We start from the raw sequence: 13,230 nt of genomic DNA, 5'->3' as shown, positions 1-13,230 counted from the left end.
GTTTTAAGGTGTATCCAAATCGATATACCAATTCTATTTTTGTGAAGGAATTCATCATGAAAAAAACACTGAAAACAGAATTCAGCAACAGACAGTACATGCTCTCAAGAGATTTTGAAATATACTATTACAGCGACAGACAGATTCCCATTGTAAGGGCTCATACTCACGATTACTATGAATTTTACTTTTTTATAAGCGGGAATATTGTAATGAATATTGCCGGAGAATCCTTTGTGCCATCTCCCGGCTCCATGATGATCATTCCACCCTCAAAGCCTCACTATGCAACACTTATTGATGGCTCTATTCCCTATCGAAGATTTGTATTCTGGGTTGCAAAGGATTTTCTTAAATCACTCTCGGATATATCTACGGATTACCTGTATCTCACTTCCATTTCCGACAGATCAGGTAACTATTTTATGCATAAATTCAGTGATATCGAGTTCAACACTATACAGGGAAAAGCCTTCTCTCTTATTGATGAAATTCACTCGGACAGATTCGGAAAGGATGCTAAAATCCTCGTATCAGTCAGTGATTTTATGCTATCGATCAACAGAATGGTTTATGAAGCAAAAGAGATAGCCCCGGCTACTCCCGAGCCCGACACCTTGTATCAGAGCATTATTCAATACATCGAAACACATATAGATGAGGATCTCTCCCTTGATAAGCTTGCCGATAAGCTTCATGTAAGTAAGTTCCACATCTCACATCTTTTCAAGGACACAAATGGTCTGCCTCTCCATAAATATGTAACAAAAAAGCGCCTTGCGATGTGCAAAGACGCTATTCTCGGAGGTCAGGATATATCAGCAGTCGCAGAGACCTATGGCTTTTCCGATTACTCCGTTTTCTATCGCGCTTTTATAAAAGAATACGGATTATCACCAAAAAAATACAGAGATGAAATCATCCGAAATTCTCAGGTAAAGGACTGATAAAATTGTCGGCTTTTGTGATTCCCAAAAGCCTGTCAGACGTCATATCTTACGGTTATATCGTCTGACCTTATTGATATGGCGCTCAAAATCACCACTCTCAATGAGTCCTGCGATCACGAGCTGATCCAGGGTCGGCACAGGACACTCATAGAAACCGATCTTTTGTGTAAAAGCATCGATAAGCTTTTCCGGAAGTACCATATATGCGCATCTGGCATAGCTTCCTATGGTTCTTGTAAAAGTGTTTACATAAATAACCCTGCCCTCTTCATCAAGAGAAAATATCGTCTCCTCAGGTTTTCTACTGGGAGTAAACTCAGACTCAAAATCATCTTCTACTATATACCCATCATTCTTCCTGCTCCACTTAAGATATTCTCTTTTCTTTGCAGCGGAAGCGGTTACACCACTAGGGAAACTTCTATATGGAGTTATGTGAAGGAGCTTCATTTTTCCATTCCATAGCTCATCACTCTCTATTCCGTCATTCCCAAGCTTTAACATTTGAAGAGTCGCTCCTCCGGCTTCATAGACCTTGGCAATTTTCAGGTATGAGGGACTCTCGACTCCATAAATAATATCCCTGCCAAAGGTCTGAACAATAAGCCCATAAAGATACTCTGCCCCTGCACCAATAATAATCTGCTCCGGAGACACCAGAAGCCTTCTTGAACGCCCAAGATAGTCAGCAATCGCACTTCGAAGTTGTATCGTTCCCTGCTTGGGTGACTTATCCATAACCCTCGTATCATACTCACTAAGCACCCTACGCACCGTCTTCGCGTAGATAGAATATGAAAACTTCGGAGCATCTGACTGTTTTGAACTTGTCTCTGTGAAAGAGCCTTCGCTTTCCGATATCATCTGATTGGAAGTATTCACATGCTGCATTGATGCTTTATTATTCCCGGCATTTATCTTTGCAGTACTCTTTGCATTTACCTTAAGGCCATCCTTACTCCCACTGACACCTGTATAAATCTCCCTGTCATCAAAACTCACAAAATATCCGCTCTTCTCCCTCGGAACGATATACCCCTCCTCAGCAAGAAGCTCATACGCATGCTCAACAGTAATAACACTGACCCCCATCGCCTCCGCCATTACACGCTTCGAAGGCAGCTTACTACCCACCTCATATCTTCCGCCTATAATATCCTCTCGCACACTCTCATATACATCCAAATATTTCTTCTGACTATTCATAACTCTCCCTCTATCTGGTTATATAAAATATTTCAAAACTGATATTTTTAGTGTTATCAGTTTGATGATATATTAGGTTCAATGTTTAAGTCAACGACGAAAATACTTGCATGTAGGAGGAATTATGAAAAACGATAAAATCACAAAAATCACTTACGCAGGACTTATGGCCGCTCTTTGCTATGTAGGTTATGCCGTATTTCCCGCGATCAATGCATCAGGCACCAAGGTTCACGTGGGAAATGCATTTGTAGTACTCGGCGCATTGTTATTAGGAGGACTGTACGGCGGACTTGCCGGAGCTGTTGGTCTCAGCATCGCTGATATCATCTCCGGCTACGCTGCCTCCGCACCCAGAACCTTCATCTGCAAGCTTGTCATCGGACTTATTGTTGGTCTCGTGGCACATAAGATTGCAAAGATTTCTGATGATCATAAAAAGGCTTACATTTTCAAATGGTCAATTATAGCTGCTATCGCCGGACTTGCTTTTAACTGTGTATTTGAGCCCTCACTGAAATATGTGTGGTACACACTTCTTACACCCAATGCAGAAAAAGCTGCTTCAGCAATCAGTGCACTTGTAGCTGTGACAACTTATGCTACAATAATTAATGCAGTTATCAATTCAGTGCTGGCAGTAGTTCTTTACAACGCACTTCGTCCCGCACTGTTTAAAGCAAACCTTTTTCCCAAAGTGATAAAGGATGAGTCACAGAGCGCAGCATGAAAATTCATGGATTACAAAAAATGACATTACTCGATTATCCATCAAAAGTAGCCGCAACCGTCTTTTTAGGCGGTTGCGATTTTTGCTGTCCTTTTTGCCATAATTATGAACTTGTAAACGGCAGCATGGCACCTCTTTTGGATGATAACGAGCTTTTTTCATTCCTTGAAAAAAGAAAAGGACTCCTTGATGGAGTCGTAATAACAGGCGGCGAGCCTTGTCTTCATTCCTCCCTTAAGGAGCTTATATCCGGAATAAAGGAAATGGGATTTCTTGTTAAACTAGACACTAACGGGAATCACCCGGATGTAATAAAGGATCTTCTAAATGATAAGCTTTTGGATTATATCGCTATGGATATAAAAAATTCCAAAGAAAAATATGCCAGAACCTCAGGTTTTTCCGATATAGATACAAATATAATATCCGAGAGTATAAACACCATAATGAACTCGAATATCGATTACGAATTTCGTACAACAGCCATAAAGCAGCTCCACACCATCGATGATTTTGATGCTATCGGAAAATGGATACAGGGTGCAAAAGCATATTATATCCAGCAGTTTACAGAGCGCGATACCGTGCCGGATAAGGGCTTATCTTCACCTTCAAAAGAAGAAATGGACGCCTATCTGAATGCAGCAAAAAAATATGTAGCAGAATCATATCTCCGCGGAGTATGATCTGCTACATTTTTTGTTTTTCTCAAAATGTGTTTATGCGGACCAGGAAATTGTCATATCCACTCTGTCCTTTTTAACACCAACAATAACATCCTTAGCGATACTTGCAACTATTGATTTTTCAAGTTCATCGCAGGCATCCTCAAATCCATCTCCGGATTCGCCATTATCGTAAATTGCTTCCTTATAGGAGCTGAGGGACCATACAAGCGGATCCTCCACTACAGGGAATTCTCCGGGAGCTCCCATTACGACAAATCCATATCTAAGATCATCGCAATCTTCTTCCTGATGGATTTTCATGAGCTCATCGAAATTCATGAGGCCATTCTCGATCATGTCTCCTATTTTTCCCATAAAGCCCTTGGCCAGAGAATTTTTTCCTGAAGATGAAACGGATAATAATTCTTCCTTCTTTTCAATATTCATAGGTGTCTTGGCGAGAAGCTTTACATTAAATTTATCAGCCTCTCTCTCCATCCAGAAAAGTGCCCTGTAATCATTTGTCATGGCCCTGACCATGCCAATGGCTTCCTCAGCAAGAAGTCTTAAATGAATTGCATTCTTGCCCGTAAGTCCCTGATCCTTAATAAACTGATCAGCCATTTTCAAGGCTTCTTTTGCCTTTTCCTTCTTATTATCCATGTAAAGTTCTTTTGTCTTTTCCATACACATCTCCCCCTCGAAGATTGCACAGCGTTTCAGAAATAACTGAATCGATCTGAATTAGTTTCAAATTTCTACATCAGACTATCACTTCATGTCCATCAAATAGTCTACACAAGTTTTTATCATACCAAAACTTCATCCTCATCAGGAAGGTGTACCCTGGAAATAACAACAATTGTATCACCCTTCTGGAGCTTGACTCCGCCTTTGGGAATCACAGTACGAGCGCCCCTCTTAATAGATAAAAGAATCGTCTGCCTGGGGAAATCCAGGTCTCTAATAAACTTATTGCACCATGGATGTGTTTCACCAAGAGTAACTTCCTTAAGATGCATCGGGATATCATTTTTTATGGCCTCAGCGCCGATTATCACTTTATCGCCGGATTCAAGGATTACATTCCCATTAGGAATTATTGTGTTACCCTGCCTCTGTATCATTGCAATAAGTGCACCATGCGGAAGATCAATGTCTCTTATTTTCTTATCAACCCATTTATCCTTCATGGACAACTGTACTTTAATAAAATGCATATCTATTGACTTGGAATAGTCTCCCATATGCTTAAGCTTGGAGTATTGCTCGACGAATCCGGCGGAAATAATACCTGTAGGGATTGCAACCATTCCTACTCCGAGAAATGCCAGCAAAATTCCAAAAAATTGTCCCATAGCAGTAACAGGATAAATGTCTCCATAGCCAACAGTTAATAGCGTTGAAGCAGACCACCAGATGCCGGAAAAAGCATTTTCAAAAACATCCGGCTGAGCATCGTGCTCCAATGAATACATGCATAGACTTGATGCAAGCATCATGACAGCTATGATAAACATTGATGATAAAAGCTGCTGTGCCTTGCTTTTTATGACCTCGGTGATTACATTTAGTGAATCATAGTAGGCATTTATTCTAAAGAGTCTGAAAATCCTTGCTACCCTGAACATCCTGAAGGCAGCTGCTCCGGCAGGGAAAAATATCGGCAAATAATATGGAAGAAAACTAAGAAGATCGATTATGCCCGCAAGTGAAAAGATGAACCTCAGCACCGCCACGGACTCAGACCTGTCAGGAAAAAGGCACTTTGCACAGACTAGTCGCAGTATATAGTCAATGGCAAAAAACAGAACTGTCCATCTTTCAATCTCATCAAACACTCCACCGTAGGAAGCCTTGAGATTTGCGAACGTAGAAAGGAAGGCAGCTGCCAAATTGAGTATTAGCGCTACCGTTCCCAAGATATCATATCCTATACTTATGGAATCCCCCAGGTATCCGACAGATACCATTTTAAAGAGCTTTTGTCTTGTCTGCTCCCAATCAAATTCTTTTTTCACAGTATTCTCCCGCTTTTTTATTTCCCTCACTTATCCTTCGCTTCAAAGACGATGGCCTCGTCAGGCATAACAGGTCTGCTGAAGTAGTAGCCCTGGATCTTGTCAGCTCCGAAGTGGCGAAGTCTTTCGTACTGCCATTTTTCTTCAACACCTTCTACGATAACCTGCTTATCAATATCATGCACAAGCTGAATGACATCCTTAATGAAAGCATCTTTTCCTTCAACAAGATAGCTGTCCACAAGCGATTTATCCAGTTTTACATAATCCACAGGAATGTATGTCAGGTACCCCAGTGAAGAATAGCCGGTACCGAAATCATCCATGAGAAGCTTGATTCCGAGTTCCTTAAACTGATCAAACAATTTCTCAGCCTGCTCGGTTCTCTCAAGGAAAAGTCCTTCCGTTATTTCTATCTCAACGTATCTTCCTGGAATATTATACCGCGAAAGAAGGTCCTTAATAAAGTCTACATATCCGGTATCGCCAATCTGATTGCTTGAGAAATTTATAGACACAGGATGAAGCTTATAGCCATCTTCACGCCAGTTTGCAAGCTGCTTTATTACCAGTTCGGTAGTTTTCCTTCCAAGTCTTCCTACCCAGCCGCTTGATTCAACAATCGGGATGAAGACATTAGGATAGAGACCGGCTTCTTTCATTCTAACAAGAGCTTCAAAACCGGTAACTTCCTTTGTGACTGCATCAACCTGAGGCTGATATACCATATAGAATCCGTCATTATCAAAGGCCTCAAGGATCTTTGCCTTGACCTTATTTTCCTCACGAATTCTCTTCTTCATTTCTTCGGAGTATCTAAAGGCTTTGTCACGTCCCCGCTGCTTAGCTTCATACATTGCGATCTCAGCATTTATAATATGCTGATCCGGAAGTGTTGTACCATCAGATACAGATATACCGATACTACAGGACATGATAATCGTCTCATCTCCTACAGGGATCGGTGTTCTGAAAAGATCCAGGATTTCCACAACTGTTTCAGAATTCTCTTCAAGCTGTTCCTTCGGCACCATGACAAGGAATTCATCTCCGCCGTACCTGGCGATCATCCAGTTCCTTTCATTCGACATCTCCTCAAGCGAAAGTGAAAGATACTTAAGAATCTCATCCGCCAGCTGATGTCCGTAGGTTTCATTTACATCTTTGAAATTATCTATATCAATCATGAGAATTGAATAGACATTTTTAAGTGTCAGATTTTCCCTAAGAAAATCTACGGCACTTCTTCTGTTCAAAATATCAAGGAAATCATCGTGCTCAGCCTGATACTTGATTTTTTCCTGTGATTTTTCAAGTTCTTCCTTTGATTTAAGAAGCTCTAAATTTGTAGCTCTGCCGACAAGAACAGTCACGTATGCCGACAAAAGTAGGAATATCATAGACAAAAAGATCATTCCAACTGATGGAAGAATATTGCCATACATGTCAATAAAAGTTCGTGGCCTGTTAAAAATCACAGCATCATCAGGTATGGCTTTTTCATCAATATCAAATTTCTTGATTAGTGAATAATCAAATTCAGAACTATATGTTGTATCAATTGAAAGATAATTATCCTCAACAGGATTTCTTGCCAAAATGTTGGCCATTAATGCCCCGGCAGCATAACTCTGCGCAGTAAAATCCATACCAATACTGCCAAGTACCCCGTCCACATAGCCACTTGCGAAATTGCGCATAATAGGCAACTTGACATTATTGGTTATGATATTTGTCATCTCATTTGTTGAATGAACAACACCGCTTGAGTCCTTAAAACAGGTCATATATATCAAAACAGCATCATTTGGAATAGATTTAAGTTCCTCATATAGCTTTTCAAACGGTATCTTGGCAACATTTATTTCGTTAAACTGGTAGTCACTATGCTTATTCTTTGCGCGGTTATAAAGCACCATATCAGCAAGACCGGCAGGTGAATTGTCATGTATCGCATAATACTTTTTCCTGTCAGGCAACAGTCTCATGGAAAGTTCTATGGTGTCCATAAGATAGTCATTTTCATAGAATCCATACATGTCATATCGCTCGACTGCCATCTGAGACAGAGTCATGTTGTTTACAGCAAAGAATACTATAGGAATATCCGTAAACAGTTCTTCCTTGTATTTCATTGCAAATTTAACAGCCTCATCATCTGCCAGTATCACACCATCATAATCAGTTTTTATATTAACCCTTTGGATGAAATAATCATGAAAGGTCTCAACGTCCTGATTGGATGCATGCTTTTTTGCATCCATAAACATTACATCAAATTCAATTCCGTTTGGATCAAGACTATTCTTCAGTCCTTCTATAGATGGTTCAAATGTATAATATTGAGAAGTATAAGAGCACAGCAAAAGAACTCGATGTTGGACCTCTCCTTTGTAAACAGGACCACTCATCGAGGAATCCTCATCTGTCGAAACGAACTGTCGCATAAATACTACTGCAACAAAAAGACAAATGATACTAAGCAATATAAATACAGTACGTATTTTTGATAAGGTTGACTGCTTAGTCATAAAAACACCGATCCTTAGTGATATAGTTTATTCTACCACTAGAAGGGTCGGTGCTTCATTAACTCAAACTGATATATATTTAAATAATGTTAAAGAATGCATAAATTTTCTATAAAGGAAGTGTTAGCCTTTAAGGATTATCATCTTCTTCTCAAAAAGTGTTAGCCTTCAATCATTATCGTCTTCTTCTCAGGAACCTTAGCCTGTTCCTTCTTGGGAACATTAAGGCTGAGTACTCCGTGCTTGAAGGTAGCCTTGATATCTTCCTCAGTAAGGTTATCTCCAACATAGAAGCTTCTCTGCATGGATCCGCTGTAGCGCTCCTGTCTGATGATCTTGCCCTTATGATCCTTCTCATCCTTATCAAGTCCCTTGGTAGCACTTACTGTAAGGTAACCATTATTGAGTTCAAGATTGATCTCTTCCTTCTTAAATCCGGGTAGATCGATATCTACTTCATAATGATCCTCATTGTCATGCACATCTGTCTTCATCAGTCTGTCGGCATGTCTGCCATACAGTTTTCTCTCGGTGTTATCAAAATCATTCATCATCGGGAAATCAAACCAGTTATCAAACAAATTTTCTTCAAAAATACTAGGAAACAACATAATAATTACCTCCTTCTATATGTAAATGGATTTTAAACTATGAGCAGTGGAACAAGACTTGTAAGTTTTATTATTTCTGTTCCCTTGTTCTATAACTGTTATAACACTTGTCAGCACTCTTGTCAAGTGAGTGCTAATTATTTTTTTAAATTTTTTCATCCATGAGTTGCAAAAATGCCGGCTCATATAGAACCGGCATCAGGCTGTAGAAAAAGACCTTCCCCACGATAGGGGAAGGTCCTATTGATAATATTTCCAATAAGGGAGGGAAATATATATCTACTTAGTTAACACTATAGTTAAGTGTGTTACCAATCTGTCCGTTGCCAAGAGCACCAAACTCAATACTCTGTCCATTTGCAATGTAAGAGTTCCATGCTACAGGTGTTATTACATAATAATCACCATCTTCAACAACATTTACATTCCAGCTTGATCCGATGTTAATCTCATTCTTGTTAAGCTTTAATGTCCATGTATTAACATCACTTCCGGAATTGTTGACTACCTTGAAGCTTACCTGATATCCGCTGCCCCAGCTGTTGATTGAATACTCAAGATCAAGTGCGCCTGTTTCAACAGAAGGCTGAGGATCTACAGGTGTAGGCTCAGGATCAACAGGAGTCGGCTCGGGATCTACAGGCTGAGGATCCTCTGTAGGCTCCTCGACTACAGGCTCTTCCTGACTTCCTGTTCCGGGCTGGCTGTTGTCATCAATCTTCTCAAACTGCCAAAGCTGATTTCTTCCACCGTTGTAAGACCACTGGCATACATTTGTACCATCGTCAGTCTTCTTCTGGTAAACATCAAGTACCTTTGTAGAATCAGAGCACTTTGTAGCGATTGTGTAGTAGCCATCGTTGTCTGTCTTCTTAATAACAAACTTCTGAGCATTTCCACCGTAGCCCTGATAAATTCCTACATTTGCGCCATCTTCATTCTCACCGTTAGCAACGTCAAGCATTACGTTTCCGAGCTTACTTGTGAGATTGATATAACCATCATCTGTGTTTGTTACATACCACTTCTGACCGTCAACACCAGTGCCGCTGTTGATGCATACGCTTACCCAACCATCAACTGTGTTATTTTCAACGGAAAGGTACTTCTGAGAATTGAAGTTCTTTACATAGTACCAACCATCTGCGATGTAAGCTACATCATGTGTATCACCCTCGTTCTGAGGCTCTTCGGGCTGAGGATTTTCAGGCTGAGGATTCTCAGGCTGAGGTTCCGGCTCCGGCTCAGGTTCCGGATCAGGAGTAGGTGTAGGTGTAGGCTGAGGTGTGTACTGAGATGTAGGTGTTCCAAATGTCTCTGTATATGCCTGGATAACCTTGTCATAAGCACCCTTCTTCTGAGTAGGTGTGCTGAACAGAAGCGGTGCTGAATTGCTGATCCATGTTACCTGATCAGAAAGTCCCCACCAAGTGATACTTGTGATCTTGCCACCATTCTTCTTAAGTGCATTAATCTGCTTGTAGAGATTGTATGCATAGCTTGAAAGATCGGAATCACCCTTGTTTGTGATATCCATCTCAGTGATCTGAACTTCGAATCCTGCATTAAGGAACTTCTTAAGTGCAGAGATATAGAAATCAACTGAAGGATAGTTTGTTCCAAGGTGAGACTGCATACCAACACCTGAACAGATCTTCTTATCAGAGTTGATATAGTTAACAAGCTGAACTACCTTGTCTGCTTCGATATAAGTATTGTAATCGTTGTAGAACAGGCTTACAGAATCTGTAAGGTTAAAGTAATCAAGTGTCTGATATGCAAAGTTGAATGCCTTCTTTACATATGTAGCATTTGTCTTGTTACTTCCATAAACAGCTTCCCAACCGGAATTGTTTGCATGAAGAACTTCGTTTGCAACGTCCCATGCATAAACAACACTGCCATACTCGCTCAAGTATACGTGGTTCATAACTGTCTTAACGTACATCTCAAGACGTGCATCCATAGTACTGGAGTTAACGAATGATCCGTTTCCGGCATATCCGTTTCTGAAGAACCATGAAGGAGTCTGTGAGTGCCATACAAGTGTATGTGCTCTCATTCTGATGCCGTTGTTATAGCAGATCTTCATTACCTCATCAACTGTGTTGAAGTTGATCTGAGGAACTGTTGACTCTCTATAACCATCAGGGATATAGTAGCCGCGGTTTTTAGCTTCAGCTACAGAGATAAGTCTTGCTGAACTTCCAAGAAGTGCATCGGGCTTCATCTCATTCTCAAGTGTGATACTGTTGTAGTTTTTCTTAATAAGCTCAAGTGTGTTTGCATCTCTAAGCTGATAGAGATTGATACATGTTCCTGAATATCCATATGTCTGACCATATGTATTAAGGAGTGTCAGGTCTGAAGGATTAAGAGCCTGGCCCTGGTTGCCACCCTGACTGCCGCCCTGGTTTCCACCCTGGTTGCCGCCCTGATTACCTGCAGATGCTCCTGAACCATTATCCCATGTAAGATAATCAAGATATGCATCCCATGTTCCGTCATCAGATGTAACAGTAAGTTCTACAGTAGTTGCTCCTGTTGCATGGCTGACATTCTCAATTGTGTATTCTGCTGGATACTCATCGCCATAGTAGAATGTTCCCTTGGTCTCTCCACCAATCTTGAGAACTACCTTAGCCATGTTGCTGTTGTTTGAGCATCCACGGAGAGTGAAGTTGTGAGTGCCATATGCAAAATACTGATCAAAGCTTACAGTATCATTGTTTGCATAAAGAGCAGCTCCACTGAAGGGACTGCTGATTGTGCCTGTGTACTGACCGCTCTTGGTCATGTTCTCACACTCAACCTTATTGTTGTTGGTTGCTGCACTCTCATTGCCACCCTGGTTGCCACCCTGGTTGCCGCCCTGGTTTCCACCCTGGTTGCCACCTTCGTTGCCACCCTGGTTGCCACCACCGGCTGTCTCACCCTGAGCTGTTGCTTTCCAATAGTCAAACTCAAAGCTTCCGTTGAATACGAAGCAGATATTCTTAACACCTGTTACGTTCTTCATAGTACCTGTGAACTCAGTGTTCTTGTTGTTTGTATCGGAAAGGTTGATTGTTCCGAGAAGGCTTCCGCTGGGACTTCCATCTCTTACCTGGATAGTACCTGTACCTCTGCTGTTTACGCTAACTGTGATTGAACTAAGGCCCTTGGAGAAGTTTACTCCCTTAACCTTTGTGTAATCACCATTAGAGATGTTATCAACCCAAGCTGTGCCATCGCCATTGCCTGATACTCTGATTCCACTCTGGGTAAACATTGTCTCAGCCTGAACTGCAGAATAAGGATCTACATAAGAAGTCTGAGAAACACCTGACATTGTAGGTGTAAGTGAACTGATCTTACCATTGTTTACTGTGAGCTTATCGATCTGAGTTGTTCTGTAACCAAGGCTCTTGCCGATGAGCTTAGACTCAACGGATCTTGTGTGATAAGCAAGATAGTAATTGCCGCCAAACTCAAAGATAGCGTGGTGGTTATTACCTGTTGATCCGCTAAAGAACACGCCGGGGTTCTTCATTACTTCACCCTGGTATGTGAAAGGTCCCATAGGGCTTGAGCTTGTCATATACTCAATAGCTGCATTGTTGAAACCATTGCTGCAGTTCCAGTTTGAGCAATATGAATAGTAATATGTGTTGCCAATCTTGTTGATGCCGGAATCCTCAAAGAGATAAGGTGCATCGATTGTAGCTGCTGATCCGGATACGCTTGTCATGTCAGAGCCGAGCTTGATTACTCTTGCTGTCTTCGGATGAGCATACTGATTATTCGGGATACCGCCACCAAAATAGAGATAGCCGGTTCCATCAGAATCTACAAGAACTGAAGGGTCGAACATCCATGTAACCCCACTACATCCGGGTGTAGAGCCTGTGATAAGTGCCTTTCCGATAGGATCCTTCCATGGACCTGTCGGAGAGTCAGCTGTTAATACTCCGATACCGCTTCCGTTATTTGCAAAATAAAGGAAGAATTTGTCTTTGCCGTTGATCTTCTTGCAGGCAATACAAGGTGCCCATGAATTCTTGGCCCATCTTGCTGCTCCGCTTGATCCTGCAATTTTGAAGCTACCGTGATCTGTCCAGTTAACCAGATCCTTAGAAGAATAACAGTTTAATGTGTCAATCTTCGCATAGGTATTTTCATTGTTGCCAGTAAGCTCCTGAGAATCATTGGTTGCATAGATATAAACTGTATCGTTATACACCAATACTCCCGGATCCGCGCCATAGTTCTGGGTCACAACAGGGTTATTTTCATTATCGCCCTTAACATATGATCCATTTACCACACTGGCAGCTGACGCTGTCGCACCGTTCCCTGTGATAAGCCCCCCAACCATCACAAGAGACAATAAAAACGCTAAATGTTTTTTCATGCCTTCCCCTTTCTTTTTTCTACTTTTTTCATACTTGAGCACCACAATCATAACAATTATTGATTTTCTATACTTATCATTTGTTGCTCCCAAACACCTATATATTGCGATTAATTCTTA

9 protein-coding genes are annotated in these 13,230 nt (G+C 41.1%); 3 read left to right on the top strand and 6 right to left on the bottom strand.

Features of this window, described 5'->3' with window-relative positions; genetic code table 11:
* Nucleotides 1-56: 56 nt before the first annotated feature.
* A complete protein-coding gene (locus tag G586_RS0105035; protein ID WP_026526853.1) occupies nt 57-947 on the top strand; it encodes a helix-turn-helix transcriptional regulator in 891 nt (296 codons plus the stop codon).
* A 42-nt stretch (nt 948-989) separates the two neighbouring features.
* Here G586_RS0105035 and pdxR read toward each other — a convergent pair whose 3' ends face one another.
* Complete coding sequence (pdxR, locus tag G586_RS0105030; RefSeq protein ID WP_026526852.1) at nt 990-2,156, bottom strand: MocR-like pyridoxine biosynthesis transcription factor PdxR; 1,167 nt, start codon at nt 2,154-2,156, stop codon at nt 990-992.
* A gap of 124 nt (nt 2,157-2,280) precedes the next feature.
* On the opposite strand from pdxR, the gene G586_RS0105025 reads away from it, so the two are divergent.
* Nucleotides 2,281-2,886, top strand: a complete 606-nt coding sequence (locus G586_RS0105025; RefSeq protein WP_026526851.1) for an ECF transporter S component — start codon at nt 2,281-2,283, stop codon at nt 2,884-2,886.
* Nucleotides 2,883-3,572 carry an anaerobic ribonucleoside-triphosphate reductase activating protein gene (locus tag G586_RS0105020; protein WP_026526850.1) on the top strand — a complete coding sequence of 230 codons (690 nt, stop codon included), beginning with the start codon at nt 2,883-2,885 and terminating at the stop codon, nt 3,570-3,572. Before G586_RS0105025 ends, G586_RS0105020 begins: the two co-directional genes overlap by 4 nt.
* Before the next feature lie 33 nt (nt 3,573-3,605).
* Here G586_RS0105020 and G586_RS0105015 read toward each other — a convergent pair whose 3' ends face one another.
* The 5 genes from G586_RS0105015 to G586_RS26915 form a co-directional block, all read right to left on the bottom strand.
* The gene (locus G586_RS0105015) at nt 3,606-4,241 is read right to left on the bottom strand and encodes a hypothetical protein (RefSeq protein WP_026526849.1); all 636 of its coding nucleotides are present in this window, start codon (nt 4,239-4,241) and stop codon (nt 3,606-3,608) included.
* A 122-nt stretch (nt 4,242-4,363) separates the two neighbouring features.
* On the bottom strand, nt 4,364-5,575 hold the full coding sequence (locus G586_RS21795; protein ID WP_242831974.1) for an ion transporter: 1,212 nt from the start codon (nt 5,573-5,575) through the stop codon (nt 4,364-4,366).
* Between the two features lie 26 nt (nt 5,576-5,601).
* Complete coding sequence (locus G586_RS24660) at nt 5,602-8,106, bottom strand: EAL domain-containing protein (RefSeq protein ID WP_081674203.1); 2,505 nt, start codon at nt 8,104-8,106, stop codon at nt 5,602-5,604.
* Between the two features lie 161 nt (nt 8,107-8,267).
* Nucleotides 8,268-8,717, bottom strand: coding sequence for an Hsp20/alpha crystallin family protein (locus tag G586_RS0105000; protein ID WP_026526848.1), 450 nt, complete (start codon nt 8,715-8,717; stop codon nt 8,268-8,270).
* Between the two features lie 283 nt (nt 8,718-9,000).
* Nucleotides 9,001-13,110: an endo-1,4-beta-xylanase gene (locus G586_RS26915; protein ID WP_242831973.1), complete on the bottom strand. Its 4,110-nt coding sequence runs from the start codon at nt 13,108-13,110 to the stop codon at nt 9,001-9,003.
* Between the last annotated feature and the right edge of the window lie 120 nt (nt 13,111-13,230).

It is taken from the genome of Butyrivibrio sp. VCD2006 (assembly GCF_000423925.1).
In the GTDB taxonomy this organism is placed as follows: domain Bacteria; phylum Bacillota; class Clostridia; order Lachnospirales; family Lachnospiraceae; genus Butyrivibrio.
The sequence above is the reverse complement of the archived record's forward strand: the minus strand, read 5'-3'. Positions and strand labels throughout refer to the sequence as shown.